Source organism: Streptomyces griseobrunneus, from assembly GCF_046713465.1.
GTDB classification, from domain to species: Bacteria; Actinomycetota; Actinomycetes; order Streptomycetales; family Streptomycetaceae; genus Streptomyces; species Streptomyces microflavus.
On the sequence record NZ_CP177080.1, the window covers coordinates 509,271 to 535,196 of the forward strand.

Sequence of the window (25,926 nt, forward strand, 5' to 3'; positions counted from 1 at the left end):
GTAGGTCGTGCCACTCGCCCTGCCCTGCGGCCCACCGGGGTGTCCCGGGGGCGCGGGTCACCACGGCGGCCGGTAGCCGGTCTTGATGGTGTCGGTCCTGGTGCGCCACTTCGGTTCCTTGTCGGCCGTCCTCGCGGTGAATTGGCGCAGCCGGCGGATGACGGAGCCGTACACGCCGCTCGCCGCCGCGGAGACGTGGCCGCCGGGTGGCTCGTCCATGAACGGCATGAACTTGTCGGGGAAGCCCGGCATGGTGCAGCCGATGCAGATGCCGCCGACGTTGGGGCAGCCGCCGACGCCGTTGATCCAGCCGCGCTTGGGTACGTTGCACTTGACGACCGGGCCCCAGCAGCCGAGCTTGACCAGGCACTGCGGGGAGCCGTACTCGTCTGCGAACTGGCCCTGCTCGTAGTAGCCGGCCCGGTCGCAGCCCTCGTGGACGGTGGCGCCGAACAGCCAGGTGGGCCGCAGCTCCTCGTCCAGCGGAATCATGGGCGCGGCGCCGGCTGCCTGGTAGAGCAGGTACAGCAGGGTCTCGGAGGCGTTGTCCGGGTGGACGGGACAGCCGGGGATGCAGACGATCGGGATGCCCGCCTTCGACTTCCACTCCCAGCCCAGGTAGTCGGGTACGCCCATGGCCCCGGTGGGGTTGCCCGCCATGGCGTGGATGCCGCCGTAGGTGGCGCAGGTGCCGATGGCGACTACCGCCAGGGCCTTGGGGGTGAGCCGGTCGAGCCACTCGCTGGTGGTGATGGGCTGGCCGGTCTCGGGGTCGTCACCGAAGCCGCACCAGTAGCCCTCGGGCTTGATGCGCTCGTTCGGGATGGAGCCCTCGACCACCAGGACGAAGGGTTCCAGTTCGCCCCGGTCCGCCTTGAAGAACCACTCGACGAAGTTGTCGGCGCCCTGGACGGGCCCGCACTCGTAGTCGATGAGGGGCCAGTGCACGGCGACCCTGGGCAGGCCGGGCAGGGCGCCGAGCGCGATCTCCTCGATGCTCGGCTGGGTGGCGGCGGTGAGGGAGACCGAGTCCCCGTCGCAGCTCAGCCCGGCGTTGATCCACAGAATGTGAACGGTCGGGTCTTCCTGAGGTGTGTCCGGTACGTCCGTGTCGGCCGTAGTGGCGGTCGGGGCGTCCATGAGCCCTCCTCGGGTCGGCCCGCGTCAGGAACTTCTTGCCGGCAGCCTCTTTCCTGGATACCCCGAGGGCGTCCCGGCCGGTAAGTGCGCCGTGGCCCTATTGCCTCCGCGTACCCGTACCGGCGCACGCGTGCGCGGACACGCCGACGGCCCCCGCCGCGCGGTGAGCGGTCGGGGGCCGTCGGGCGGGTGTCAGGACCCGGTGAGCACCGCGTCGATCTCGCGGAGGAAGTCGTCCAGGTCGTCGGGCGTACGCGAGGTGATCAGCGGCCAGCCGCCCTCGTCGTCGCGGACCACCGACTTGTCGACCCAGGTGCCGCCCGCGTTGGTGATGTCGGTCTTCAGGGACGCGTACGAGGTCAGGGTCTTGCCCTGGACGTAGCCGCCCTCGACCAGCGCCCACGGGCCGTGGCAGATCGCCGCGACGGGCCTGCCGGAGGCCGCGAACGAGCTGACGATCCGGGTGGTGGCGTCCTGGAGGCGCAGGGTGTCGGCGTTCAGCGTGCCGCCCGGGACGAGCAGGAGGTCGTACGCGGCGGGGTCGACGTCCGCCAGCGTGAGGTCGGGCCGCACGGTGTCGCCGGGGTCGCGGTCGCCCACGAGGGTGCGGATCTCGTCGTCGGAGACCGCCGCCACACTCACCTGTGCCCCCTTGTCGCGCAGGTGCTTCACGGGGACGACGAGTTCGTCCTGCTCGACCCCGTAGTTGGTGACGATCGCCAGGATCCGGCGGTCGCCGAGACCGGTGGTGGCCATGTGCTGCTCCTTTCCTCACACGTCATGCGGTCGTGTCGTCCTTACGTCTGCTCATCCCCCCGTGATCCGGACGCATTCCGCGACGGTGTCGCGGAGGCTTCCGGTCCGCTCCAGGATCTCGCGCTGGACCCTGGCCCCGTTGCCGCGTCGCTCCAGGGCGGCCAGCGCCTTCTCCGCGGCCTTGAGGTCGCCGCTGTCCTCCAGGGCGTCCCGCACATGGGCCAGGAGCGCCTGGAGCACGTCGGCCGCGGGCTCGGGCCGGAGTGTGCGGGGGTGGATCAGCCGGTCCTCAAGGCCCGAACGGGCTGCCTGCCAGGACGCCACCCGCAACAGCGCCACCTCGGTGTCCAGGGGAGGCTCACCCGCCCGCCACTGGCGCGCTGCCGTCTCCACCAGCGCCCGCACGAGCGTGGCCAGCAGGACCGTGTCCGCCGGGTCCAGGCAGACGTCGGCGATCCTGACCTCAACTGTGGGGTAGGTGTCCGAGAGGCGCGCGTCGAAGTAGACCATCCCGGCGTCCTTGAGGACGCCGGTCCCGACGAGGGCCTTCACCTGCTCGTGGTAGCGCTCGGCCGATCCGTGGAGCTCCACGGGCCCAGCCGAGGGCCACCTGCCCCACACCCGGCTGCGGTAGCTGGCGTACTGGGTGTCCTGCGCCTGCCAGAAGGGGGAATTCGCGCTCAGGGCGAGCAGGACCGGCAGCCAGCCGCGCACCTGGTCGAGGACCGCGACCCCCTCCTCGTCCGAGGCGACGGAGACATGTACGTGGCATCCGCAGGTCAGCTGCTCCTGGGCGGTCAGCCCGTAGCGTTCCGCCATCCAGCTGTACCGCTCGCCCGTCCCGATCGTGGGGCTGACCGGCAGCGGCGAGGTCGCCAGGGCCGCGACCGAAGCTCCCACGTCGGCGGCGTGGCGGATCGCCTCGGCCCGCCACCGGTGCACCGCCTCGGCTATCTCGTCCATCTCGCGGCAGGGATGCGTCGCGAACTCCAGCTGCTGACGGTGCAGCTCCGGCTCGAAGGCCGACTCCCCCTCCGCGTCCTTCTCGGCGAGGGCCAGCACAGCCGTGGACAGGGCACGCGCCTCCCCGCTCTCCGAGTCGACCAGCAGCAGTTCTTCTTCCACACCCACGGTCCGCACCACAGCGCCCGCCCCTTCGGTGTTCATCCGGCGATCAGGCCGAGAGGACGGAGTCGTCTTCGGGACGGGCACCCAGCAGCCGGTGCCGGGCGGCGACCAGCGCGCTGTCGACATCGCCCGTGCCCGTCGAGACGCACAGGGTGTAGGCCACGTCGTCCATGCGCTGCCGCGCCTCGGTGGAGCCGCTCTCCGCGTGCAGCAGGCGCAGGGCCTCGTACTGCTCGACCAGGTTGCGCAGCACCGTCGGGTGGGCCATCAGCATGCGGGTGATCCTTCCGCGTGATTCTTCTCAGAAAAGTCGTGTGCCCAGGAGGGGCACAGCGCCGAGTACCCCCGCCCGGGCGAGCCATACCCCGGTGTGAGGTGTCTCCTTCGCCCGTCCTCAGGTGAATCGTTCGCCCGGCAAGGGGTACCCAGCATGACGAACGATTCGTCCTCGGGCATTCCGGGGCAGCACGGAAGGAAGCTCTCATGACCGACCGCAGGCCGGAAGGCACCGCCTACACCGGGGCTTCCGGCAGCCCGCCTCCCGTACCGGCGGACATGCCGGACCAGCAGACCCAGGAGGGGGAGGACCCCCTCGACATACCGGTGCCGGACCGGGTCGCCCGCGCGAGCGACGGGCCCGACCCGGACGAGGCCGGTTCCGGCCGGGAGACGCCGCGCAACGCCGGCGCGCACCCCGAGCGGCATCCGACACCGGACGAGTCGCCCGGGTAGCCGCCCGTCACGGGCGCGTAAGACGTACACATGCCCGCGCCCCCGGTCCTTTCGTGGACCGGGGGCGCGGGCATGTGTACGTGTCAGTGGTGTCCGCGCGCCGTGCTCGACGCACCTCCGAAGAGGCGGGCGAGGGCCCGGAAGGGCAGCGTGACCACGGTGGCGATGGCTCCTCCGACGGATCGCAGCACATCGGCGACGGCCTTCAGCATGGGATGTCCTTCCTGCTCGTCCCGGAAGCTCCGGGATCTTCGGCTGGGACACCCCGGGTACCCGGCCCGCGCCGCCCCAACCGGATCGGGCCGATCCGTTCGGGGCGACAGGCGCCGGACGTCCTCGGGCCCCCGGGACGCGATGCGTCCCGGGGGCCCGAGGAACCGTTCGACCCGGATCAGGCGGCGGTGATGTTCTCCGCCTGCGGGCCCTTCTGGCCCTGGGTGATGTCGAAGGTCACCGCCTGGCCTTCCTGGAGCTCACGGAAGCCGGTGGAGTTGATGTTGGAGTAGTGCGCGAAGACGTCGGGGCCACCGCCGTCCTGCGCGATGAAGCCGAAGCCCTTTTCCGAGTTGAACCACTTGACGGTTCCGCTGGCCATGCCTGTACCTCTCAGCAGTAAACGGATCCGCACCGCGCGGACCCGGAGGTGATCGCCCTGGTTCTCAGGCACTGCACAGCAAAACGCCCGCGCCAGGCGCGGGCAGGTACTGCGAACCACGACATCTTCCGGCGACGCTACACGGCGGGATCACTCCTCACCAGAGAGCAACGCCATTTTGCTGTGGACCTTCCTCCCGGCGGTTGGCTCGAACCACACCGACTGCGCCCCGTTCAGGGCGTGTCGGCACCCCGGGCGACGCTGCGCGCCCACAGGACGAGAGGCACTTGGAGGGGCAGCCTGGCGAGGGCGGCGGCCCGCTGCGGCCGGGGCCGCCGGCGCCAGTCCACGGCCATCTGCACATTGGCCGGAAACACCCCGACGAAGAAGCCCGCGGTGGCCCGGGCGGCGGCGCTCCGCGTGCGGGGGTGCGCTATGCCTGCGGCGAGGGCGAGTTCGACCACTGCGCTCGCGTACGTCCAGGTTCGGGGCGCTCCGGGCAGGATCCGGGGCACGGTGGCGTCGAACGCCCTGGGGACGGCGAAGTGGAGCACCCCCGCTCCCGCCATGAGTCCGGCGAGCAGCAGGGGGGAACGCGTCCGGCGGGACATGGGATCTCCATACGTGGTCAGTTGGCCCGGAACCTCGACTTACTTGTGAGTAAGTTATCGGTTCCGGGCGCCGCCCGCTCCCTGTCCGCCGGATGAACCGGGCTGTCCGCCGGATCGACCGGGCTACTGGATGAACCGGGGCAGCCACCGCGCCTGGTAGTCCGGGTGCCCGGCGTACTCGGCGGCCAGCTGGCGTACGGCGAAGCCCAGGCCCACCGCCCGGCCGGAGCGGAAGTCCTGGGCCGGGCGGTCGGTGTCCAGCTCGGCGACCTCGACGTACTCGCCCAGCAGCACCCGGTGCGTCTCGATGCGCTCCAGGGTGCGCGCGGGGTCCTGCAGGGCGATGTGGTGGTCGAAGCCCTGGTCCCGCACCGTGAACGCGACGCCGCCTCTGCGGTCGTGGACCTCGCCGGGCACATCGGCCGGGCACCGCCATCGGTCCCCGCCGGCAGCCAGGGCGACCTGTTCCTCATCGGCTAGACGCGCCCGGACGAAGGCCACCATGTCTGTGTTGCCGGCCATTGGATGCTGCTCCCTCGTGTGCATGGATCACTGCGGTGATACGGGGAGCATTGTGGTGGACCGGGGCGGCGCGATCCACCGCGGCGGGCGGTGTACGGAGCGGTGGGCGGGTGTGCGAGCGACAAAGGGGACGGAGCGGATCAGTCGGTGGTCTCCCCGGTCCCCTTCGCGGCCAGGTCGGCGAGGACCTGGTGCAGGGGCTCGGTCAGCCGGCGGCGGTACTCCTGCACGGCCCAGCCGTTGCCGTCCGGGTCGGTGAAGTACATGAACGTGGCCCCGTCCTCGGGGGCGTACCGCTGGGGCTCGGAGACCTCGACCCCCCGGGCGACGAGCTCCGCGTGGGCGGCGTCGATGTCGGTGACACAGAGCTGGAGGCCGTGGTACGTGCCCGGTTGCGGGTCTCCGGTCGGGTTCGGCACGCCGTCGGTCAGGGCGATCGAGCAGCCGGAGCCGGGTGGGGTGAGCTGGACGACGCGCGCGCCCGGCATCACCTCGCCGTCGATGTCGACGTGGAAGCCGATCTTGTCGCGGTAGAAGTCGCGCGCCCGGTCCAGATCGGTCACCGGGAGCACGATCACTTCAAGGGTCCAGTCCATGGCTGTGCGGGCCTTTCGTCTCGTCGGGAGGTACGGGGGTGGCTTCGGCCTGGCCGGGGGGCGTGCCGCCCTGGAGCCGGGCCAGGTCGGAGGGGCGGACCTGGATGACCACCAGGGCGACCAGGGCGGCGAAGACGGCGAAGCAGGCCGCGACGACGAAGGCACTGGAGACACCGGAGGTGAGGACCTCGTCCCCCCAGGGCGGTGGCAGCTCCCCGGTCCTGCGGAACTGCAGCAGCTGGGCCGGGGTGGCCTGTTCCAGGAAGCCCGGCACCTGGTTCTTGGCCTCGTTGCGGCTGGCCGTGCCGAACATCGTCACCAGGATGGAGAGTCCGAGGGAGCCGCCCACCTGCTGGGTCGCGTTGAGGATGCCGGACGCGGCGCCCGCCTCCTTCGGGGCGACGCCCGACACCGCCATCAGGGTCAGCGAGACGAACTGCATGCCCATACCGAGGCCGAAGACGAGCATCGGGCCGAGGATGGAGCCGAGGTACGAGCTGTGGACATCGGTCAGCGTGAGCCAGCCGAGCCCGAGGGCGGCCAGAATCGCGCCCACCACCATGAAGGGTTTGGGACCGTACTTGGGGAGCAGCTGGGAGGCCAGGCCCGCGCCGACGGCGATGATGGCGCTCACGGGCAGGAAGGCGAGTCCGGCCCGCAGCGGGCTGAAGCCGAGCACGTCCTGCACGAAGAGGGTCAGGAAGAAGAACATCCCGAACAGCGCCGCGGAGAGGCTGAGCATCATGGCGTAGGTTCCGGCCCGATTGCGGTCGCGGAACATCCACAGCGGGGTGATCGGCTGCCGGGAGCGGCGTTCGATGGCGATGAACAACACCAGGAGCACGACGGCGGCGACGAACGAGCCGAGCGTGACGGGGTCGGTCCAACCGTCCTCGGACGCGCGGATGAAGCCGTAGACCAGCAGCACCATGCCCACCGTGGAGCTGAGGGCGCCCGCGATGTCGAAGTGGCCGGGGTGGCGCTCGGACTCGCGGATGTAGCGGGGGGCGGCGAACGCGATGAGCAGGCCGATGGGGACGTTGACGAAGAGTACCCAGCGCCAGTCCAGCCACTCGACCAGCATTCCGCCCGCCAGCAGTCCGATCGCGCTGCCGCCTGCCGAGACCGCGGCGAACACCCCGAACGCCCGGTTGCGTTCGGGGCCCTCGCGGAAGGTCGTGGTGATCAGCGACAGGGCGGTCGGCGACGCGATGGCGCCGCCGACGCCCTGCAGCGAGCGCGCGGCCAGCAACTGCCAGGACTCCTGGGAGAGTCCGCCGAGCAGCGAGGCGAAGACGAAGAGCAGCACACCGAAGATGAAGACCCGGCGGCGGCCCAGGATGTCACCGAGCCGCCCGCCGAGCAGCAGCAGTCCGCCGAACGTCAGTGTGTAGGCGTTGACCACCCAGGACAGGTTCTCGGTGGAGAAGCCCAGGGACTTCTGCATGTCAGGAAGCGCGATGTTGACGATGGTGATGTCGAGAACCACCATCAGCTGGCACGAGGCGATGACGAACAGTGCCATTCCGCTGCCCCGGCCCTTTTGATCGGGCCGGGCAGTGTTCGCGGGTGTCGCGTGGGAGCCCGTCATAGGTGGGTTCGTCTCTCGTTCCGAGGGCGCTGCGCCCTACCGGGGCGGTCGGTCTCTCCGTCGGCCGGGTGAACGCGGGCGCTCACCCGGCCGACGTTATGACGGAACCCGGAGCCCCGCCATTCGATCACCCGGGGGGCGGTCCGGACCCCGGGCCCGCTCACTGGAGCGCGCGGACCGCCATCCGGAAGAGGGCGGGTGCGCGATGGGCCGCGGCGACGACCAGGCGGCGCGCTGCGGGACGGTCCGCGGCGCCCAGCAGGGCCTGGGTGAGCAGCCGGTAGCGGCGCGTGGCCCGTGTCCAGCTCGCCGGATAGTCCTCCGGGCGTCCCGCGGCCAGACAGTCGACGGCGGCCGTCGCGGTGGCCACCGCCAGGGCGATGCCCTCCCCGGTGAGGGCGTCGGTGTAGCCGGCCGCGTCACCGACCAGCAGGACACGCCCGGCGCGTGGTCCCCGCGCCCGCTGCCGCAGCGGGCCCGCCCCGCGTACGGGGGTGGCGTCGGGGCCGGTCAGCCGGGCGGCGAGGGCCGGGAAGCAGGCCAGATGGTCGTCGTACGGGCGGCGGTCGCGGCTGAGCACCGCCACGCCCACCAGCCGCTCCCCGACGGGGGTCACGTACGCCTCGCCGTACGGCGACCAGTGGACCTCGACCAGGTCCGTCCACGGGGCGAGACGGTAGTGGCGGCGCAGCCCGTAGCGGCCGGGCCCGGGGACGGGACGGTCGAGGCCGAGGGCGCGCCGCAGCGGTGAGTGGAGCCCGTCGGCGGCGATGAGCCAGCGGGCGGTGAGACCGGCGGCGGTCACGGTGTCCCGGCCCTGGCGGACCTCCCGTACCTTGCCCTCCGCGATGCGTACGCCGAGTGCTTCGGCCCGCGCGTGGAGGGCCGCGTGCAGTTCGGTGCGCCGCACGCCGAGCCCGTACGCGCCCCGGAACGCCGCCTCCGCGCTGCGCCGGCCGTCGGTGTACCGGATGCCGCGCAGGGGGTGTCCGGCCGGGCGCACGCCCAGCCGGTGCAGGGCCGCGAGGCCGCCGGGCATGATGCCCTCGCCGCAGGCCTTGTCGACGGGGGCGGGGCGGGGTTCGACCACCACCGCCTCCAGACCGGCCTGTGCGGCCCGGATCGCGGCGGCCAGCCCGGCCGGGCCGCCTCCGGCGACCAGGATGTCGATCACACCCTTACGTCCGCCGCCGGGAGGCGGGCCAGCGCCTCGTCCTCGCACCGGATGCGGACGGCCATCAGGACGGCGTTGAGCAGGGTGAAGACCAGAGCGGTCACCCACGCCCCGTGCACGAGGGGCAGCGCGATGCCTTCGGCGGCGACGGCGGCGTAGTTGGGGTGGCGCAGCCACCGGTAGGGGCCGCCGGACACCAGGGGCAGTCCGGGGACGACGATCACACGGGTGTTCCACCGGGGGCCGAGCGTGGTGATGCACCACCAGCGCAGCAGTTGCGCGGCGGCGACGACGGCCGCCATGGTCCAGCCGACGGCGGGCAGGAAGGGGCGGTCGGCGAGGTGGACCTCGGCCAGGCACCCGGCGAGCAGGGCGGTGTGCAGGACGACCATCGCCGGGTAGTGGCCGCCGCCCGCCTCGGTGCCGCCCCGGGCCAGGCTCCAGCGGGTGTTGCGCCGGGCGACGACGAGTTCGGCGAGGCGCTCGACGGCGACGGCGAGCACCAGGGCGGTGTACCAGATCATGCGGCGCTCCAGTTCGTGTGCGGGCCGGGGGATGTCCGGCGGGGCGGGTCGTCGGGACGCTCCGGCCTACCAGCGCAGCAGCACCAGTTCGCAGCAGAAGCCGGGGCCCATGGCCAGCAGGAGCCCGGGGGTGCCCGGTTCGGGGCGGCGGTGTTCGAGGGTGTCCCGCAGGACGTGCAGGACCGAGGACGAGGACAGGTTGCCGACGTCGGCCAGCGAGCGCCAGGTGACGTCGAGCGCCCCGTCGGGCAGGTCGAGGACCTCGGTTACGGTCTCCAGGACCTTGGGCCCGCCCGGGTGGCAGACCCAGTGGGCGATGTCCTTCGGCTTGAGGCCGTGTTCGGCGAGGAACTCCCGTACGTCGTCGGCGAGGTACTGGCGTACGACGTCGGGCACGGCCGGATCGAGGACCACGCTGAATCCGGTGGAACCGATGGACCAGCCCATCACGTGCTCGGTCTCGGGGTACATCCGGCTGCGGGTGGCCACGATCTCGGGCCCGGAGACGGCCCGGCGCCCGCCGAGGGCGACCACCGCGGCGGCCCCGTCGCCGAACAGGGCGGTGGCCACCAGGTTGGCGGGCGTCACGTCGTGGCGCTGGAAGGTGAGGGAGCACAGCTCGACCGAGAGGAGCACGGCGACGTCGTCCGGGTGGCCGAGCAGGTAGTCGTGGATCCGGGCCACGCCGGCCGCTCCGGCGACACAGCCGAGGCCGAAGACCGGCAGCCGTTTCACGTCGGACCGCAGGCCGAGGCGGTCCACCAGCCGGGCGTCGACGGAGGGGGCCGCGATACCGGTGACGGAGGTGAACATCAGCAGGTCCACATCGGTGGGGCGCAGCCCCGCCGCCCGCAGTGCGCCCCGTACGGCCTGGCCGCCGAGGTCGACGGCCGAGCGGATGAACACGTCGTTGGCGGCGCCGAAGCCGTCCAGGTCGCGGTAGCCGTCGAGCGGCAGCACGGTGTGCCGGGTGCGGACGCGGGCGTTCTCGTGGAGCCGGTCGAGGACGCGGCGGTCGGCGCCGGGCGGCAGACAGGTGTGGGCCACCATGTCGGTGACCTCTCGCTGGGTGTGGCGGTGGGGCGGCAGGGCCCCGTGGACCGCGGCGATCCGGGTCATTGCGGCTCCTGCGTCGGGGACGTCATCACCCCATCCTGCCCAGAAAGACCGATGATTCCCGGTAAAGGAACCGCGCGGCCGTCGTGTTGACGGGCCGACAGGTCTCTACGATCGCCCGATGGATGCCATGGACGGGGCGAGGACATCCGCGACGGCGGTCCGGTGGACGGGCCGCGCGGCGGGTCTGGCTCTCGCCTGCCATCCGGGGCCGGTGGTCGCGGTGACGGCGCTCGCCTGCGCGCTGGCCGTCGGCGCGGGTCTCTCCCCGGCGCGGCTCGCGCTGGTCGGGGCGGCGGTGCTCACCGGCCAGCTCTCGGTGGGCTGGTGCAACGACGCGTTCGACGCGGGGCGCGACGCCCGCGCAGGGCGCCGGGGGAAGCCGGTGGCCGACGGCGTCGTCCCGGTCCGCGCGGTGTGGGCCGCGGCGGCGGTCGCGCTCGTCCTGTGCGTACCGCTCTCCCTGGCCTGCGGTGTTCTGGCCGGCACGGTGCATCTCGCCGCGGTCGCCGCCGCCTGGCTCTACAACCTGAGGCTGAAGGCGACGGCGCTCTCCTGGGTCCCGTACGCGATCGGGTTCGGCGCGCTCCCCGCGGCGGTGACGCTCACTCTGCCGGGCGCGCCCTGGCCGCGGTGGTGGACGGTCGCCGCGGGGGCGCTGCTCGGGTTCGCGGCCCATCTGGGCGACACCCTCCCGGACATCGAGGAGGACCGGGCCGCCGGCATCCGGGGGCTGCCGCACCGGCTCGGCTCCACGGGGACCCGGCTGCTGCTGCCGGTGCCGCTCCTCGCGGCCACGGCCGTCCTGGTGCTCGGTCCGCCCGGTCCGGTGGACGCCCGGTCCGCCGCCGTCCTCGTCCTCGCCGGTGCGGCGGCGCTGCTGGGGCCGGTGCTCGGCAGGTGGTGGCACAAGGCCGCGCTGGCGGGAGCGGTGACCGTGGCGGCCGCGGACCTGGCGCTGCTCCTGGCGCGCGGCACAGCGCTGTCCTGAACCAAGCACCTCGGCAGACTCTCTGACGGTCCGTCATTCAGCATGCCCTCATGACGTGAACATGCGAGAACCGTTGACAAATCAGAAACAGACCAGAAATCTATGAACCGCAGTTCGCAAAAGATTGACTGCATGACTCAAATAACGATGAACACCACGTGCTCCCCCGGCAGCACGACGCCTCCCCCTCCCCCGTCGCCCTGTGGAAGCAGAGGACAGCATGAGATGGAAACGACTCACCGAAAGATCGATCACCGGCCTGCTCATAGCCGGGCTGGTCACCGTCGGCCTCCTGCCCGTCTCGGCGGCGGCGGCTGAGCCGACCGACCTGGCCCGGGGCAAGAGCGTCACCGCCAGCGGATCGCACGGCGGCTTCCCCGTCGTCAACGCCAACGACGGCCAGGTGAACACCTACTGGGAGTCGAACGGGCACCCCTCGAACCTCACGGTGAAGCTGGGCGCCGACGCGGACCTCCAGTCCGTGGTGATCAAGCTGAACCCCGACCCGATCTGGGGGACCAGGACCCAGGACCTCCAGGTGCTCGGCCGGACCCAGAGCGGCACCAGCTTCACCTCGCTCAAGGCCCGCGCCGGCTATGTGTTCAACCCGGCCACCAACCAGAACACGGTGACGGTCCCGGTCAGCGGCCGGGTCGCCGACCTCCAGCTGCAGTTCTTCTCCAACACCGGGGCGCCCGGGGCCCAGGTCGCCGAGATCCAGGTCCTCGGGACTCCGGCGCCCAACCCGGACCTGACCGTGAGCGCCCTCTCCTGGAGCCCGTCGGCTCCGTCCGAGACGGACACCATCACGCTCCAGGGGACTGTCCGCAACATCGGTACCGCCCCCTCCGCCGCGACCACCGTCAATGTGAGCCTGGGCGGCGTCGTCGTGGGCAGCGCCCCGGTCGGCCCGCTCGCCGCGGGGGCCTCGGCTCCCGTCTCGGTCCAGGTCGGCAAGCGCCCGCAGGGCTCGTACACCGTCTCGGCGCTGGTGGACCCGACCGACACGATCATCGAGTCGGACAACACCAACAACAGCCGCACCACCGCCTCCCCGCTGGTGGTCGGCCAGAGCCCCGGCCCCGACCTGGAGGTCCGCTCCATCACCTCCAGCCCGTCCAACCCGGCCGTCGGCGCGGCGGTCAGTTTCACCGTGGCCGTACACAACCGCGGCACCAGCGCGGTGAGCGCGGGCACCGTCACCCGGCTGACGGTGGGCTCCACCACCCTCAACGGCACGACCCCGGCGATCCCGGCCGGCTCCACGGTCAACGTCGCCATCAGCGGCAGCTGGACGGCCGCGAGCGGCGGAGCCACGCTGACCGCCACGGCTGACGCGACGAACCAGGTCGCGGAGACCAACGAGACCAACAACGTCCTCGCCCGCTCCATCGTCGTCGGACGCGGCGCCGCCGTGCCGTACACGGAGTACGAGGCGGAGGACGCCGCGTACCAGGGCACGCTGCTCACGTCGGACGCCGAGCGGACCTTCGGCCACACCAACTTCGCCACGGAGTCCTCCGGCCGCAAGTCGGTCCGGCTGAACTCCACCGGTGAGTTCGTGGAGTTCACCTCGACCAACGCGTCGAACTCGATCGTCGTACGCAACTCCATCCCGGACGCGGCGGGCGGTGGCGGCCGCGAGGCGACCATCAGCCTCTACGCCAACGGCCAGTTCGTCCGCAAGCTCGACCTCTCCTCCAAGCACAGCTGGCTGTACGGGAACACCGACAGCCCGGAGGGTCTCACCAACACGCCGGGCGGCGACGCGCGGCGGCTGTTCGACGAGTCGCACGCACTGCTCGCCCAGACCTACCCGGCGGGCACCAAGTTCCGTCTCCAGCGGGACTCGGGCGACAACGCCTCCTTCTACATCATCGACCTGATCGACCTGGAGCAGGTGGCGGCGCCCTCGTCCCAGCCGTCGGGCTGTGTCTCCATCACCACGTACGGCGCGGTGGCCAACGACGGCATCGACGACACCGCCGCGATCCAGCGCGCGGTGACGGCGAACCAGAACGGCGAGATCGGCTGCGTCTGGATCCCGGCCGGCCAGTGGCGCCAGGAGCAGAAGATCCTCACCGACGACCCGCTGAACCGGGGTCAGTGGAACCAGGTGGGCATCTCGGACGTGACGATCCGGGGCGCGGGCATGTGGCACTCCCAGCTCTACACGCTGACCCCGCCGCACGAGGCGGGCGGGATCAACCACCCGCACGAGGGCAACTTCGGCTTCGACATCGACGACAACACGAAGATCTCCGACATCGCGATCTTCGGCTCCGGCACCATCCGCGGCGGTGACGGCAACCACGAGGGCGGCGTCGCGCTGAACGGCCGCTTCGGCAAGGACACGAAGATCAGCAACGTCTGGATCGAGCACGCCAACGTGGGTGTCTGGGCGGGCCGCGACTTCGACAACATCCCGGCCCTCTGGGGCCCGGGTGACGGCGTCGAGTTCACCGGCATGCGGATCCGCAACACCTACGCCGACGGCATCAACTTCGCCAACGGAACCCGCAACTCCACGGTCTACAACTCGTCCTTCCGCAACACCGGGGACGACGCGCTCGCGGTCTGGTCCAGCAAGTACGTCAAGGACCAGTCCGTGGACATCGGCCACGACAACAGCTTCCGCAACAACACCATCCAGCTGCCCTGGCGCGCCAACGGCATCGCGATCTACGGCGGTTACGGCAACAAGATCGAGAACAACATCATCTCCGACACCATGAACTACCCGGCCATCATGCTGGCGACCGACCACGACCCGCTGCCCTTCTCCGGGCAGACGCTGATCGCCAACAACGCCCTGTACCGCACCGGCGGCGCCTTCTGGAACGAGGACCAGGAGTTCGGCGCGATCACCCTCTTCCCGCAGAACCTGCCCATCCCCGGCGTCACGATCCGTGACACCGACATCATCGACTCCACCTACGACGGCATCCAGTTCAAGACGGGTGGCGGCGTGATGCAGGACGTCAAGATCGAGAACGTCCGGATCGACAAGTCCAACAACGGTTCCGGCATCCTCGCGATGGGCGGTGCCCGCGGCAACGCGACGCTGAGCAACGTGACGATCACCAACTCGCGCGACGGCCATGTACTGATCGAGCCCGGCTCGCAGTTCACGATCACCGGCAGCCCGAGCAGCGCACGCGCCGAGCAGTAGTCCCCGCTTCACGGTTCCCGGGCCGGCGGATCAACGCCGGCCCGGGAACACCCGTGTTCCCCGGCCGAAATGGCCCCGCCGCGGCTCTGGGAAGTACACGGTCCGGCCGCTACCCTCCGCGCATGATTCCCACGGTTGTCTGGGGTACCGGCAACGTCGGCCGCGCGGCGATCCGCGCCGTCGAGGCCCATCCGGCACTGACACTCACCGCCGTCCTCGTCCACGATCCCGCGAAGACCGGCCGCGACGCCGGCGATCTCGGCGGGGTCGGACGCACGCTCGGGGTCACGGCCACCGACGACATCACCGCCGTGCTGGCCGGCCGCCCCCGCGCGGTGGTCTACTCGGCATCCGGCGACATCCGCCCCGACGACGCGCTGGCCGACATCGGACGGGCGATCCGGGCCGGAGCGGTGGTCGTCACGCCCTCCCTCTATCCCCTCTACGATCAGCGCAACGCCCCGCCGGAGCTGCGGGATCCCGTCCTGGCCGCCGTCGCGGAGGGCGGCGGCTCCCTCTTCGTCTCCGGGGTCGACCCCGGCTGGGGCAACGACGTCCTGCCGCTGCTGGTCAGCGGTCTGGGCACCGAGGTGGACGTGATCCGCTGCCAGGAGATCTTCGACTACTCCACGTACGAGCAGGAGGATTCGGTACGCCACCTGATCGGCATGGGGCACCCGTTGGACTACCAGCCGCTGATGCTGGCGGAGAGCGTTCCGACGATGGTGTGGGGCGGTCAGATACGCCTTATGGCACGGGCGCTGGGCGTCGAACTGGACGAGATCCGCGAGACGCTCGACCGCCGGGCGCTGGAGACGACGGTACGCACCCGCACGATGGGCGAGTTCGCGGCGGGCACCCAGGGCGCGGTGCGGTTCGAGGTGCAGGGCATCGTGGCCGGGGAGCCCCGCATCGTGATCGAGCACATCACCCGTATCCATCCCTCGTGCGCACCGGACTGGCCCACCCCGCCCGACGGCGTGGGCGCCCACCGGGTGGTGATCGAGGGCCGCCCCCGTATCGAGGTGACGGTCGAGGCCTCCGACGAGGGCGAGAACCGGTCGGCGGGCGGCAACGCGACGGCGGTCGGGCGGCTCGTCTCGGCCATCGACTGGCTGGTGGACGCGAAACCGGGCCTGTACGACGCACTCGACGTCCCGCTGCGGCCTGCGGTCGGCAGGCTGGGAAGGAGAACCACATGATCATCGACATTCCGGAGGGCCAGGAGCCCATCGGTTACGTGTGGGGGGAGATGGTCCCCGGCATCGGCATGGCCGCCGCCACGTTCTCGATGTCCGTGTACGAGCACACGACGCTGGGCCTGCGGGAGTTCGAGGCGGCACGGCTGAGGATCGCGCAGATCAACGGATGCCTGTTCTGCCTGGACTGGCGGACCGAGCGGGACGGGGCGAAGGTCGAGGAGGAGTTCGCCGGGGCGGTGACCGAGTGGCGTACGACGGACGCCTTCGACGAACGGACCCGTCTCGCGGCGGAGTACGCGGAGCGGTACGCGCTGGACCACCACGGGCTCGACGACGCGTTCTGGAAGCGGATGACCGCGCACTACAGCCAGGTGGAGATCGTGGAGCTGTCCATGAGCATCGGCTCCTGGCTGGCTTTCGGGCGGCTCAACCATGTGCTGGGGATCGACGCGGTCTGCGTCCTGCCGGGTCATTAGCCGCACCCAATTGACGGAGCCCGGGGCCGCCGGGTTGGCACTCCCGGCCTCGGGCTCTCCGTATGTCCCGCCGCCTGCCGGCCGGACTACAGGTCGGTGGCGATGATCCGCTCGATGTTGCGCTCGGCGAGCGCGGTGATCGTCACGAACGGGTTGACGCTGGTGTTGCCGGGGATCAGCGCGCCGTCGATGACGTACAGCCCCGGGTAGCCGTGCAGCCGACCGTAGTTGTCGGTGGCCTTGTTCAGCACGGCGCCGCCCAGCGGGTGGTAGGTGAGGTGGTCGCCCCAGATCTTGTAGACCCCGAAGAGGTCCGTGCGGTAGATCGTCCCCTCCTTCTGGTTGATCTTGTCGAAGATGGTCCTGGCGGCGTCGATGGACGGCTGCTTCCACGCCGTCTGCCAGTTCAGCTCCGCCTTCCCCGCCGCCGCGTTCCAGGTGAACTGGCCCCGGTTGGGGTTCTTGGTGATGGAGAGGTAGAACGAGGCCCAGGTCTCGATGCCGGTGGGCAGCGGAGCGACTTCGGCGAACGCTCCGCCGGCGTCCCAGTTGTCGATGCCGCCGGTGGGGATGGACGACTGCACCTTCCCCGTCGGGTCCCAGAGGTGGTTGGCCCGGCCGCACATGACGTTGCCGTTGTCGCCCCAGCCCTTGCCGACCTCGCTGTTGAGGAGCGGCAGCGCGCCGGTCGCCTTGAGGCCGACGAGCAGCTTGCTGGTGCCGACGCTGCCCGCGGCGAAGAAGACCTTGTCCGCCCTGACGGTCTTGGTGACGGTGGTCTGGCCGACGGTGTTCAGCTGGTCGATGAGGACCGTGTAGCCGCCGCCGGGGGCCGGGGTGACCGTGGTGACCTTGTGGAGCGGGGAGATGGTGACCCGGCCGGTGGCCTTGATCCGGTCGATGTAGGTCTTCTGGAGCGACTTCTTGCCGTAGTTGTTGCCGTAGAGGATCTCGGCGTCCAGCGCGGACTTGGGTACGGTCCCGGCCGCCTCCTGCTTCATGTAGTCCCAGTCGTACACGGCGGGCACGAAGAGGAACGGGAAGCCGGAGCGCTGCGCGTGCTTCCGGCCGACGCGGGCGTACTGGTAGCAGTCGACGGAGTCGAACCAGGCGGGGTCGATGGTGGTGACCCCGAGGTCGGCGTTGGCGCGCGGGTAGTACGTGCTGTACATCTCGGCGGCGTTCACCGACGGGAGGATGGCGGCGAAGTTCTCCCGCTTGGGCGTGACAGCCATACCGCCGTTGACCAGCGAGCCGCCCCCGACACCGCGCCCCTGGTAGACGGTGATGCCGGCGAACTCCTCGGCGTCCAGGATCCCGGTGTAGCGGTTGACGTTCTTGTCGATCGGGAAGCCGAGGAAGTTGCTGAGCGGCTGCTTGGTTTTGGTGCGCAGCCAGAAGGAGCGGTCGTCCGGCTTGGTGGTGTTGGCGAAGATCTTGCCGTCCGAGCCGGGGGTGTCCCAGGCCATGCCCATCTCGACCATGTGCACGTCCGTGCCGGCCTGGGCGAGCCGGAGTGCGGCCACGGAGCCGCCGTACCCGGTGCCGATGATCAGCACCGGCACATGGGCGCCGGAGCCGATCGGGGCTGCTGCCACCCGGGGCGCGGCCCAGACGGGTGTGGTGGGTCCGGCGAGTGCCGCGACCCCGAGAAGAGAACCTGTTCCTGTGATGAATCTTCGACGGGAGACGCCCTTGGATGCGCCTTCATGCAGGTTAGTGTCGTTCATGTGACATCCCTCACTCTCGACAGAGTGAAACAGGTTCTACTGTCGATCGCGTGGTAAGTCATTAGAAACTTGGGGGTAACTTCCCGGCAAGCCCGAGGGGCCCCGGACCATGCGGTCCGGGGCCCCTCGGGCTGATGCGCGCCTGGCGCTTCCAGGGATCAGTAGGCGCCGAAGACGTTGTCGATCGAGCCGTACCGGTCCGCCGCGTAGTTGCACGCGGCGGTGATGTTGGCGACCGGGTCATAGCTGTCGGTCGAGGTGCCGGGCACGTGGTACGCCTGGAACGTCGGGTCGATGACCTGGAGCAGCCCCTTGGACGGGGTGCCCTTGACCGCGTTGGAGTCCCAGTTGTTGATCGCGTTCGGGTTGCCCGAGGACTCGCGAATGATGTTGCGGTGGATGCCCTCATAGCTGCCGGGGATGCCGCGCTCGGCCATGATCGCCAGCGACTCCTTGATCCAGCCATCCAGATCGTTCGAGTAGGTGGCGGGAGCGGCGGCGGCCGGGGCGGCCTGGGCCACGGGGGCGGCGGCGGTGCGCTCGGAGCGATCGGCGCGCTCCGCCGTCGCGGCGCGGCCGGCGGACGGGGCTGCGGCCTTGGCGGCCTTGCCGGCCTTGGCGCCTGACGGGGCGGCAGCCTTGGCGCCGATGGTCAGCGTGATACCCGGGTGAATAAGGTTCGGGTTCTCGCCGACGGCCTTCCGGTTGCCTTCGTACAGCTTCTTCCAGCCGCCGCTGACGGAATACTCACGGGCGATCTTGGAAAGCGTCTCACCGGCCACCACGGAATGCTTGGCGGGCGCGGCCTTCGTCACGGAATTCACCTGGGCGGTCACGGAGGCCGGAGCCACCGCCTTTTCCGCGGCGACGGAGTGCGCGGGGGCGGCGGAAGCGGTGGTGGCGCCGAGCACCGGGAGGGCCAGAACGGCTCCACCCGTGGTCAGGGCGGCGATGCCACGGCTCAGCGAGACGGACTTGGTACGGCGGTGCTTACCCTGTGCGGGCATGGGGAATTTCCTCTCCGGCGCCTACGAGGTGAGCTGTCGGGTTCAGACGGGAGATGTCTGGCCGCATGGACTGCGACTTCACCCCTAGCCGTTCCGGATACCGGACCGGCGGCTTACCTGGTTCCCCCGCTCCTGCCGTGCGTGGGTGGGTTTCGGTTTCCCGGACGGCGGCAGGATTCGGCGTTCCATCCGGATTGAGCGTGACCGTAGGCGAAAAGCATCGGACAGAACAAGCCCCGAATTCCGGATGACCTTTCTCCGCAAGATCGAATTCATGAATTCCCGGCCGCGCCCGTTCCGTCGCGGTGTCAACTTTCTTCGCGCAGAAGGGAACCGAACCCTCCGGATCCACGTCCGCGCCCTCGGACGTGACGCTCACCACTTCGCGCGGAGGCGGCCGAAACAGGCGCGGTCAAAGTTACCCAAGAGCCCCAATAGGTCCTTTAAGGAATAGAGGGTTAAAAGACTGAAATCGCCCATACCGCCCTGGAGAAACGGACTTATCGGGCGGCTCCGTAGGCCGGGTCGGAGTCCTCGCGCGGCCAGGGCTTACGGTGTGTGGTGGAGACTAGTAAGCCAACCCTTACCTCCGACGTACGCTGTTACCTGCCCGCGTTCGCCCGCCTTAAGGATCACCACGCCATGACACGCCCCGTCCGCGTCGCCATTGTCGGAGCCGGCCCTGCCGGTATCTACGCTGCGGACGCGCTGCTCAAATCCGAGGTCTGCCAGGACCCGGGGGTCTCCATCGACCTGTTCGAGCGCATGCCCGCACCCTTCGGGCTGATCCGTTACGGCGTGGCCCCCGACCACCCCCGGATCAAGGGCATCGTCAAGGCGCTGCACCAGGTGCTGGACAAGCCGCAGATCCGGCTCTTCGGGAACGTGAGCTACCCGCACGACATCGGCCTGGACGACCTGCGGTCCTTCTACGACGCGGTGATCTTCTCCACAGGCGCGGAGGCGGACCGGGCGCTCGACATCCCGGGCATCGAGCTGGACGGCTCCTACGGCGCGGCCGAGTTCGTCTCCTGGTACGACGGCCACCCCGAGGTCCCGCGCACCTGGCCGCTCACGGCGGAGAAGGTCGCCGTCCTCGGCGTCGGCAACGTGGCGCTGGACGTGGCCCGGGTCCTGGCCAAGACGGCGGACGAGCTGCTGCCGACCGAGATCCCGGACAACGTGTACCAGGGCCTCAAGGCGAACAAGGCGCTGGAGGTGCATGTGTTCGGGCGGCGTGGCCCGGCGCAGGCCAAGTTCAGCCCGATGGAGCTGCGGGAGCTGGACCACTCCCCCAACATCGAGGTCATCGTCAACCCCGAGGACATCGAGTACGACGAGGGCTCCATCGCCACCCGGCGGGAGAACAAGCAGACCAACATGGTCGCGCAGACCCTGGAGAACTGGGCGATCCGCGATGTCGGCGACCGCCCGCACAAGCTCTACCTGCACTTCTTCGAGTCCCCGGTCGAGATCCTCGGCGAGGACGGCAAGGTCACCGCGCTGCGCACCGAGCGCACCGAGCTGGACGGCACCGGCAACGTCCGGGGCACCGGCCGGTTCACCGACTGGGACATGCAGAGCGTCTACCGCGCCGTGGGCTACTACTCGGAGGAGCTGCCCAAGCTCCCCTTCGACGTGGCCTCCGGCACCGTCCCGCACGAGGCGGGACGCGTCATCGCCGGTGACGAGCACATGGCCTCGGTCTACGTCACGGGCTGGATCAAGCGCGGCCCGATCGGTCTGATCGGACACACCAAGGGCGACGCGAACGAGACGGTCGCCTGCGTGCTGGAGGACCGCGCCGCCGGCCGTCTGGCCGAGCCCGCGACCCCGGCTCCGGAGGCCGTCGAGGCCTTCCTGGAAGGCCGGAACGTCCGGTACACGACGTGGGAGGGCTGGCACAAGCTGGACGCCCACGAGCAGGCGCTCGGTGCCGCACAGGGCCGTGAGCGGATCAAGGTCGTGGAGCGCGAGGGCATGCTGGACGCCTCCGGCGCCTTCGTCCCGGCCGAACGGCCCTACGAGGCCTGATCCGAACGGCCTCCCGGGGCCGGATCAGGACCGTCACCCGTCAGGCCGGGTCCGGGGCACTCGTCGTGCCGCCCGGGCCCGGTCCGCGGAACGTCCGCCACAGGCCCGGCGGAGCAGTGTCACGGGACGGCGGCGGCAGCTTCTCCGGGATGTGCGTCCAGCGGTCCGCGAGCAGGATCGCGATGTCGTCGGGGCGGTCCGTGGCCTGCCTGGCCTCCTCGATCACCCGGTCCGCCGTCTCGGCCAGCGGGACCGAGCCGATCCCGGCGATGGTGGCGCGCAGCCGTTCGATGCCCTCGTCGATATCGGTTCCGGGGCGTTCGATGAGCCCGTCGGTGAACAGCGCCAGCATGGCGCCCGGGTCGAGCCGCAGCTCCGTGACCGGGTAGGTCGCCTGCCCGTCGATGCCCAGCACGATGCCGCCGGCCAGGTCCAGCACCTCGGTCCGGCCGTCGGGGTGCCGCAGCAACGGCTGCGGGTGGCCCGCCCGTACTGCACGGGCCCGTCCCGTCAGCGGGTCGAGGGCGATGTAGCAGCAGCTGGCGAACTGTCCCGGGTCGAGATCGATGAGCAGCCGGTTCGTGCCGCTCATCACCTCCTGCGGGTCGTGGTTGCTGAGGGCGAACGCCCTCACCGCACTGCGCAGTTGCCCCATGGTCGCGGCGGCGGCGACGCCGTGCCCCTGGACGTCGCCGATGATCAGGGCGAGTTCGTGGCCGGTCTCGATGACGTCGTACCAGTCGCCGCCCACCTCCATGTCCTGGGTGCCGGAGAGATAGCGCCCGAGGGTGTCGACCCCGTCGACCTCCGGCAGCCGGTGCGGCAGCAGGGCGTCCTGCAGCCCCCGGGCGAGCGCCGATTCGCTGTCGTACCGCTGGGCGCGTTGCAGGGCCTGGGCGATGAGCCCGGCCAGGGCGGTCAGGACGGTGCGCTCCTCCGGGCTGAACCCCCTGGGCCGGTCGAAGCCGAGGATGCACGAGCCGACGGGCCGCCCCGAGGCGATCAGCGGCAGGAACGCCCGCGCCCCGACGTCGGTCTCCATCGGGATGCCCGGATAGGCGTCGGCCAGGTGCTGCATCGACTCGAAGAAGATGGGCCGGCCGGTGGTCAAGGTCTCCACGCCGGGGATGGAGACGTCGAGTCCGACCCCGTCGAAGCGGTCGAGGAACCCCTGGGGGAACCCGGTCTCCCAGGCGAGGTGGAGGTGACGCTCGCTCAGTAGGTAGATGGCGAGCTGCCGGCCGCCGAACGCGGGCAGCAGCTCCTCGGTGACGACGGCGGAGACCTGACGGGCCGTCACGGCCTCGGTGAGCGCGATCGCCAGGGCCACCGGGCGGTAGAGCGCGGAGGACCGGTCGGCGGTGGATCCGATGCCCAGGCCCGGCGAGGTGACGGAGCCGGGCGCGTAGGCCGGCTGTTCCGTGGCCTGGAACACCGCGCTCAGCCCGTCGTGGCCCGGGTACAGCGAGACCGAGAGCCAGACGGACGGGGCCCGCCGGGCGAGGAAGTGGACGGGTTCGTCGGAGATCAGGGCGGCCCGGTAGTGGTCCTCGTACGCCGGGTGCCCGAACCACGGCAGGACCTCCCACACGACATGGCCGACCAGCTCCGCCCGCGGGCGGTCCAGCAGCTCCTCCGCGAGCGCGTTGGCGTAGGTGATGCGGCCGATCCGGTCCAGCGAGACGATCCCCCGGGGCAGCCGGTCCGCCGCCTCCGCGATGACGGGTCCAGCGCCGAAGTCGACCACGAAACCGCTCAGACGGCTCTCGCTGCCCTCACCGTCCGGGTGGGTCCAGCGGCCGGAGAGCTCCAGCAGGTGATACCGGCCGTCGGGGCCGCGCAGCCGCATCCGGCGGACCACCGGGTCGGCGGATTCGACCGCCTGCCGGGCCAGCGCCCACAGCCCGTACACGTCCTCCGGTACGAGGCGTTCGGCGAGGGCGTCGACGGTGCCGGGGAACTCCGCCGGCTCGGTGCCGAAGATCGCGCACAGGTCGTCGTCCGCGGTGAGTGTCCCGGAGTGCAGGTCCCAGTCGAAGCTGCCGACCCGCACCGGGGGCGCGGGGGCGGCAGGCAGCTGGACGGGGATCGGCTCCCGCTCCCAGACGACGGGGAGGGAGCGCGACTCCAGATCGGCGAGCGCGGCCCCGAGCCGGCGGCCCAGCAGGAGCAGCCGCTCCCCGTCGGCGGGGGCGACCGGCTCGCCCGGGGTTGCGGACCGCAGGACGGCCAGGACGCCCATGGAGCCCCGCGAGCCGATGACCGGGACCCACAGCGAGCCGAACGGGAACGGCAGCCCCGCCATCAGCTGCGGAAACCGCCGCATGGCCTCCTCGGCGTCGGCGAGCAGCACGGGCCGCCCGGTGCGGTAGGCCTCGGAGACGGGGAACGGCCGGTTCACGTGCATCCGCCACCAGGGGCGGAACAGCGGACCGGGCAGCCCGGCGAGCACGGCGAGACGCAGCAGTCCGGGCGTCCCGGAGCGGAGGTAGATGCCTCCGGCGTATCCTCCGACCGACTCGACGGCGCTGACGACCCCCTGCGCGAGTACGAGGGACAGTTCGTCCGGTACTCGGCCGCCGCCGTCGTCTTGCCCGGCCGCGGCCCCGCTTCCGGGGGGCGGGGTGGGCCGGGTCGCATCGTGCCGGGTCACACAGCCAGCATGCTCCCCGCAGAGGGGGCGGCGCACGTCGGCGGACCGGCCGGAACCCCGTGCCGGCCGGTCCGCCGACGCGGTCTCAGTGCAGCTTGGCGACAGCGGTGCCGGCCGTCTTCCTGAACCCCTTCAGCGGGGCGCCGTCCAGGTCACCCAGCTGTCCCCACTCCAGGACGGTCACCGTGCGGCCGTCCCGGCCGACGGAGTAGAGGCCGATGTCGGTGGAGCCGACCTCCGGGTAGGACGTGTCGATGCTGTAGACGTGTGCGCCCTCCTCCACGTTCACCCGGCCGTGGTACCGGCTGACGCCCTCCAGGCCGGGCTCCTGCTCCTTCAGCCGGTCGAGGCAGGCAGCCAGCGAGGTCCGCAGTTCGGCGGCGAGCGCCTTGGCATCGGCGGTGGTGGGCGCGACGGTGATCGTCTGGCGGGCCCCGGTGTCCAGCTCGGTGCGGAAGTCCCGGTGGCGGGTGCCGGCGGCCGGGGTGGTTCCCGCCGTGCAGGCGGAGCCGTCCTCGGGCAGGCCCTTCTGCACCGGGCCGGCGGTCCAGGGGGTGAGGGAGGCGGGCCACTGCCCGGCCGAGAGGAACTTCGGCGCGGCCGGGGCCGCCGAGGCGGGCGCCGTGGACAGTGCGGTGACGGCCAGGCCCGCGGCCGCGGCGGTCAGGAGTGCGGTGCGGATCGTGCGGGTGGTGCGCATGGTGGAACTCCCCGTTCAGATGGTCGAGCAGTCGGTCGGTGGAACGGCACCAGACTGCGGCGGGCGTCCCGGCGGGGACAAGAACGACACGGGTTCCGGCCGTCACGGAACCGTCCCACCACCGGTGACGTGGGTGTTTCCGGTGGGGTGGAACGCCCCCTGGGACGGCCGCGGGAGGTCGAGCGGGTGTTGGGCGAGCGGGGAACGGGCGAGGGGTCCGCACGGGAGGCGCTGGCGGAGCGGCTGCGGGGGCTGCGGGAGGGGTCGGGCCGGACGTACGCCTCCCTCGCCCGCCGGATCGGAGTCAGCGGTTCCACGCTGCACCGGTACTGCACCGGGCAGACCGTACCGGCGGAGTTCGCGCCGGTGGAGCGGCTGGCCCGGCTGTGCGGCCGCTCGGGCGAGGAGCGGGAAGCACTGCACCGCCTGTGGCTGCGGGCGGACGCGGAACGGGTCGAACGGCAGGAGGCGGGGGCGGTGGGGGCCCCGGCCGCCGAGGTGGGGGAAGACTCGGATGCGGGCACCGAGGCGGGGCAGGACGCGGAGGCGAGGGAGAGCCGGGGTACGCCGACGGGTACGCGGGCCCTCAGCGGCTCCGTACCGCCCGCCGCCGCTGCCGTGCACGGCCACGAGGACACTTCCGCGTACGCCGGGGGGCCGCCGGCTCGCGTACCGCGCTCCCCCTCCGTACGCGGGTGGGTGCAGGCTCTCGCCGTCTGCACCGTCGCCGGCCTGGCGCTCGTCCTGGTCGCGGCCTCCGCCGGCCCCTCACGGCCGCAGCGCCCCGAGCGGCAGCCATCGGTGGCGCGGCCCGCGGCTCCCCCGTTCACCTGGACCGGTGACGACCACGTCTGGAAGTACGGCTGCGGGCACGCCTACCTCGTCGGCGGACCCCCGGCAGCTGTCCCGCCGCCACCGGCCGAGGCCGACGCGGAGTCCTGGGCGACCGCGCTCGGCGCGGTGCACGCGGGCGAGACCGGCGTACGGATCACCCTCCAGGGCACGGACGAGCGGGCGGTCGTCCTCGAAGCGCTCCGGATCCGGTTGGTGGAGCGGCGGGAGCCCGCCGAGGGGCGGGTCCACCGGATGAGCTCCGGGTGCGGCGGAGCGCTCACCCCGCGGATGTTCGACGTCGATCTCGACGTGGAGCGCCCCGTGGCCCGGTCCGTCCCGGGCAACGACACGGGTGAGCCGATCCCGGCGGTCTCCTTCCCGTACCGCGTCTCGGCCTCGGACCCGGAGGTCTTCCTGGTCACCGGGCGTGCGGCCCGCTGCGACTGCGACTGGGTCGCGGAGCTGCGGTGGAGCAGCGGGGGCCGGTCCGGCACGGTACGGATCGACGACGACGGGCGCCCGTTCCGTACGAGCGGGGCGCCGGGGCGGCCCGTGCACGACTACGACTTCGTGGCCCGGCGCTGGGTGGCGGAGCCGTAGGGGCCCGGTGGGTCGCCCGGTCCCGGGTGAGGGCGGTGCGGT

General features: G+C 71.4%; 24 protein-coding genes and 1 riboswitch. Of the genes, 7 read left to right on the plus strand and 17 right to left on the minus strand.

What is annotated here, in order from left to right:
- Positions 1 to 57 precede the first annotated feature (57 nt).
- The 4 genes from ACK8N7_RS02485 to ACK8N7_RS02500 all read right to left on the minus strand — a co-directional run bounded on the left by ACK8N7_RS02485 (position 58) and on the right by ACK8N7_RS02500 (position 3,298).
- A complete protein-coding gene (locus ACK8N7_RS02485; RefSeq protein ID WP_403219145.1) occupies positions 58 to 1,140 on the minus strand; it encodes an NADH-quinone oxidoreductase subunit B family protein in 1,083 nt (360 codons plus the stop codon).
- A 192-nt stretch (positions 1,141 to 1,332) separates the two neighbouring features.
- Complete coding sequence (locus ACK8N7_RS02490; RefSeq protein ID WP_500440675.1) at positions 1,333 to 1,896, minus strand: type 1 glutamine amidotransferase domain-containing protein; 564 nt, start codon at positions 1,894 to 1,896, stop codon at positions 1,333 to 1,335.
- A 51-nt stretch (positions 1,897 to 1,947) separates the two neighbouring features.
- Entirely contained in the window at positions 1,948 to 3,063 is a 1,116-nt protein-coding gene (locus tag ACK8N7_RS02495) for a glutamate--cysteine ligase 2 (RefSeq protein WP_500440676.1), read from the minus strand.
- Positions 3,064 to 3,070: 7 nt separating this feature from the next.
- Positions 3,071 to 3,298, minus strand: coding sequence for a DUF5133 domain-containing protein (locus ACK8N7_RS02500; protein WP_500440678.1), 228 nt, complete (start codon positions 3,296 to 3,298; stop codon positions 3,071 to 3,073).
- A 209-nt stretch (positions 3,299 to 3,507) separates the two neighbouring features.
- Between ACK8N7_RS02500 and ACK8N7_RS02505 the strand changes: the two genes are divergently transcribed.
- Positions 3,508 to 3,756 (plus strand): hypothetical protein, encoded by a 249-nt coding sequence (locus ACK8N7_RS02505; RefSeq protein ID WP_403219139.1) that lies wholly within the window; start codon positions 3,508 to 3,510, stop codon positions 3,754 to 3,756.
- Between the two features lie 83 nt (positions 3,757 to 3,839).
- On the opposite strand, the gene ACK8N7_RS02510 is transcribed toward ACK8N7_RS02505, so the two are convergent.
- From ACK8N7_RS02510 to ACK8N7_RS02550, 9 genes are all read right to left on the minus strand, one after another.
- Entirely contained in the window at positions 3,840 to 3,968 is a 129-nt protein-coding gene (locus ACK8N7_RS02510; protein WP_015613079.1) for an LPFR motif small protein, read from the minus strand.
- 179 nt (positions 3,969 to 4,147) lie between these two features.
- A complete protein-coding gene (locus ACK8N7_RS02515; RefSeq protein WP_015613078.1) occupies positions 4,148 to 4,351 on the minus strand; it encodes a cold-shock protein in 204 nt (67 codons plus the stop codon).
- A 233-nt stretch (positions 4,352 to 4,584) separates the two neighbouring features.
- The gene (locus ACK8N7_RS02520; RefSeq protein ID WP_500440681.1) at positions 4,585 to 4,962 is read right to left on the minus strand and encodes a DoxX family protein; all 378 of its coding nucleotides are present in this window, start codon (positions 4,960 to 4,962) and stop codon (positions 4,585 to 4,587) included.
- 123 nt (positions 4,963 to 5,085) lie between these two features.
- Positions 5,086 to 5,484, minus strand: coding sequence for a DUF6221 family protein (locus ACK8N7_RS02525; protein ID WP_015613076.1), 399 nt, complete (start codon positions 5,482 to 5,484; stop codon positions 5,086 to 5,088).
- 140 nt (positions 5,485 to 5,624) lie between these two features.
- Positions 5,625 to 6,080, minus strand: coding sequence for a VOC family protein (locus ACK8N7_RS02530; RefSeq protein ID WP_403219135.1), 456 nt, complete (start codon positions 6,078 to 6,080; stop codon positions 5,625 to 5,627).
- On the minus strand, positions 6,064 to 7,671 hold the full coding sequence (locus ACK8N7_RS02535; protein ID WP_403219133.1) for an MFS transporter: 1,608 nt from the start codon (positions 7,669 to 7,671) through the stop codon (positions 6,064 to 6,066). The genes ACK8N7_RS02530 and ACK8N7_RS02535 overlap by 17 nt, the downstream gene beginning before the upstream one ends.
- A gap of 160 nt (positions 7,672 to 7,831) precedes the next feature.
- Complete coding sequence (locus ACK8N7_RS02540; RefSeq protein WP_403219305.1) at positions 7,832 to 8,845, minus strand: NAD(P)/FAD-dependent oxidoreductase; 1,014 nt, start codon at positions 8,843 to 8,845, stop codon at positions 7,832 to 7,834.
- On the minus strand, positions 8,842 to 9,369 hold the full coding sequence (locus ACK8N7_RS02545) for an isoprenylcysteine carboxyl methyltransferase family protein (protein ID WP_500440684.1): 528 nt from the start codon (positions 9,367 to 9,369) through the stop codon (positions 8,842 to 8,844). Before ACK8N7_RS02545 ends, ACK8N7_RS02540 begins: the two co-directional genes overlap by 4 nt.
- 66 nt (positions 9,370 to 9,435) lie before the next feature.
- A complete protein-coding gene (locus tag ACK8N7_RS02550; RefSeq protein WP_403219309.1) occupies positions 9,436 to 10,488 on the minus strand; it encodes a type III polyketide synthase in 1,053 nt (350 codons plus the stop codon).
- Between the two features lie 118 nt (positions 10,489 to 10,606).
- On the opposite strand from ACK8N7_RS02550, the gene ACK8N7_RS02555 reads away from it, so the two are divergent.
- The 4 genes from ACK8N7_RS02555 (at position 10,607) to ACK8N7_RS02570 (ending at position 16,326) form a co-directional block, all read left to right on the plus strand.
- On the plus strand, positions 10,607 to 11,476 hold the full coding sequence (locus tag ACK8N7_RS02555) for a UbiA family prenyltransferase (protein ID WP_403219312.1): 870 nt from the start codon (positions 10,607 to 10,609) through the stop codon (positions 11,474 to 11,476).
- 220 nt (positions 11,477 to 11,696) lie between these two features.
- Positions 11,697 to 14,648 (plus strand): CARDB domain-containing protein, encoded by a 2,952-nt coding sequence (locus tag ACK8N7_RS02560; RefSeq protein WP_500440687.1) that lies wholly within the window; start codon positions 11,697 to 11,699, stop codon positions 14,646 to 14,648.
- 122 nt (positions 14,649 to 14,770) lie between these two features.
- The gene (locus ACK8N7_RS02565; protein ID WP_403219317.1) at positions 14,771 to 15,850 is read left to right on the plus strand and encodes an NAD(P)H-dependent amine dehydrogenase family protein; all 1,080 of its coding nucleotides are present in this window, start codon (positions 14,771 to 14,773) and stop codon (positions 15,848 to 15,850) included.
- On the plus strand, positions 15,847 to 16,326 hold the full coding sequence (locus ACK8N7_RS02570) for a carboxymuconolactone decarboxylase family protein (RefSeq protein ID WP_015613067.1): 480 nt from the start codon (positions 15,847 to 15,849) through the stop codon (positions 16,324 to 16,326). Before ACK8N7_RS02565 ends, ACK8N7_RS02570 begins: the two co-directional genes overlap by 4 nt.
- An 86-nt stretch (positions 16,327 to 16,412) precedes the next feature.
- On the opposite strand, the gene ACK8N7_RS02575 is transcribed toward ACK8N7_RS02570, so the two are convergent.
- Both ACK8N7_RS02575 and ACK8N7_RS02580 read right to left on the minus strand, forming a co-directional pair.
- Positions 16,413 to 18,056, minus strand: coding sequence for a GMC oxidoreductase (locus tag ACK8N7_RS02575; RefSeq protein ID WP_500440689.1), 1,644 nt, complete (start codon positions 18,054 to 18,056; stop codon positions 16,413 to 16,415).
- A 158-nt stretch (positions 18,057 to 18,214) separates the two neighbouring features.
- A complete protein-coding gene (locus ACK8N7_RS02580) occupies positions 18,215 to 19,063 on the minus strand; it encodes a transglycosylase SLT domain-containing protein (RefSeq protein WP_403219322.1) in 849 nt (282 codons plus the stop codon).
- Between the two features lie 3 nt (positions 19,064 to 19,066).
- Positions 19,067 to 19,221: riboswitch (cyclic di-AMP (ydaO/yuaA leader) on the minus strand.
- 484 nt (positions 19,222 to 19,705) lie between these two features.
- On the opposite strand from ACK8N7_RS02580, the gene ACK8N7_RS02585 reads away from it, so the two are divergent.
- Positions 19,706 to 21,097, plus strand: coding sequence for an FAD-dependent oxidoreductase (locus tag ACK8N7_RS02585; protein ID WP_403219323.1), 1,392 nt, complete (start codon positions 19,706 to 19,708; stop codon positions 21,095 to 21,097).
- A gap of 40 nt (positions 21,098 to 21,137) precedes the next feature.
- Here ACK8N7_RS02585 and ACK8N7_RS02590 read toward each other — a convergent pair whose 3' ends face one another.
- A complete protein-coding gene (locus tag ACK8N7_RS02590) occupies positions 21,138 to 23,750 on the minus strand; it encodes a SpoIIE family protein phosphatase (RefSeq protein WP_403219326.1) in 2,613 nt (870 codons plus the stop codon).
- An 85-nt stretch (positions 23,751 to 23,835) separates the two neighbouring features.
- Positions 23,836 to 24,450 (minus strand): hypothetical protein, encoded by a 615-nt coding sequence (locus tag ACK8N7_RS02595; protein ID WP_500440691.1) that lies wholly within the window; start codon positions 24,448 to 24,450, stop codon positions 23,836 to 23,838.
- A 147-nt stretch (positions 24,451 to 24,597) separates the two neighbouring features.
- Here ACK8N7_RS02595 and ACK8N7_RS02600 point away from each other — a divergent pair, with 147 nt between their 5' ends.
- A complete protein-coding gene (locus ACK8N7_RS02600) occupies positions 24,598 to 25,884 on the plus strand; it encodes a helix-turn-helix domain-containing protein (RefSeq protein ID WP_500440692.1) in 1,287 nt (428 codons plus the stop codon).
- Positions 25,885 to 25,926 lie beyond the last annotated feature (42 nt).

What these genes read in the sequence shown, in the direction of transcription:
- ACK8N7_RS02515 (WP_015613078.1), bottom strand. Translation starts at nt 4,351, where the DNA reads ATGGCCAGCGGAACCGTCAAGTGGTTCAACTCGGAAAAGGGCTTCGGC.
- ACK8N7_RS02595 (WP_500440691.1), bottom strand. Translation starts at nt 24,450, where the DNA reads ATGCGCACCACCCGCACGATCCGCACCGCACTCCTGACCGCCGCGGCC.
- ACK8N7_RS02570 (WP_015613067.1), top strand. Translation starts at nt 15,847, where the DNA reads ATGATCATCGACATTCCGGAGGGCCAGGAGCCCATCGGTTACGTGTGG.
- ACK8N7_RS02585 (WP_403219323.1), top strand. Translation starts at nt 19,706, where the DNA reads ATGACACGCCCCGTCCGCGTCGCCATTGTCGGAGCCGGCCCTGCCGGT.
- ACK8N7_RS02520 (WP_500440681.1), bottom strand. Translation starts at nt 4,962, where the DNA reads ATGTCCCGCCGGACGCGTTCCCCCCTGCTGCTCGCCGGACTCATGGCG.
- ACK8N7_RS02550 (WP_403219309.1), bottom strand. Translation starts at nt 10,488, where the DNA reads ATGACCCGGATCGCCGCGGTCCACGGGGCCCTGCCGCCCCACCGCCAC.
- ACK8N7_RS02500 (WP_500440678.1), bottom strand. Translation starts at nt 3,298, where the DNA reads ATGCTGATGGCCCACCCGACGGTGCTGCGCAACCTGGTCGAGCAGTAC.
- ACK8N7_RS02535 (WP_403219133.1), bottom strand. Translation starts at nt 7,671, where the DNA reads ATGACGGGCTCCCACGCGACACCCGCGAACACTGCCCGGCCCGATCAA.
- ACK8N7_RS02530 (WP_403219135.1), bottom strand. Translation starts at nt 6,080, where the DNA reads ATGGACTGGACCCTTGAAGTGATCGTGCTCCCGGTGACCGATCTGGAC.
- ACK8N7_RS02555 (WP_403219312.1), top strand. Translation starts at nt 10,607, where the DNA reads ATGGATGCCATGGACGGGGCGAGGACATCCGCGACGGCGGTCCGGTGG.
- ACK8N7_RS02580 (WP_403219322.1), bottom strand. Translation starts at nt 19,063, where the DNA reads ATGCCCGCACAGGGTAAGCACCGCCGTACCAAGTCCGTCTCGCTGAGC.
- ACK8N7_RS02545 (WP_500440684.1), bottom strand. Translation starts at nt 9,369, where the DNA reads ATGATCTGGTACACCGCCCTGGTGCTCGCCGTCGCCGTCGAGCGCCTC.
- ACK8N7_RS02485 (WP_403219145.1), bottom strand. Translation starts at nt 1,140, where the DNA reads ATGGACGCCCCGACCGCCACTACGGCCGACACGGACGTACCGGACACA.
- ACK8N7_RS02525 (WP_015613076.1), bottom strand. Translation starts at nt 5,484, where the DNA reads ATGGCCGGCAACACAGACATGGTGGCCTTCGTCCGGGCGCGTCTAGCC.
- ACK8N7_RS02495 (WP_500440676.1), bottom strand. Translation starts at nt 3,063, where the DNA reads ATGAACACCGAAGGGGCGGGCGCTGTGGTGCGGACCGTGGGTGTGGAA.
- ACK8N7_RS02560 (WP_500440687.1), top strand. Translation starts at nt 11,697, where the DNA reads ATGAGATGGAAACGACTCACCGAAAGATCGATCACCGGCCTGCTCATA.
- ACK8N7_RS02505 (WP_403219139.1), top strand. Translation starts at nt 3,508, where the DNA reads ATGACCGACCGCAGGCCGGAAGGCACCGCCTACACCGGGGCTTCCGGC.
- ACK8N7_RS02510 (WP_015613079.1), bottom strand. Translation starts at nt 3,968, where the DNA reads ATGCTGAAGGCCGTCGCCGATGTGCTGCGATCCGTCGGAGGAGCCATC.
- ACK8N7_RS02490 (WP_500440675.1), bottom strand. Translation starts at nt 1,896, where the DNA reads ATGGCCACCACCGGTCTCGGCGACCGCCGGATCCTGGCGATCGTCACC.
- ACK8N7_RS02575 (WP_500440689.1), bottom strand. Translation starts at nt 18,056, where the DNA reads ATGAACGACACTAACCTGCATGAAGGCGCATCCAAGGGCGTCTCCCGT.
- ACK8N7_RS02565 (WP_403219317.1), top strand. Translation starts at nt 14,771, where the DNA reads ATGATTCCCACGGTTGTCTGGGGTACCGGCAACGTCGGCCGCGCGGCG.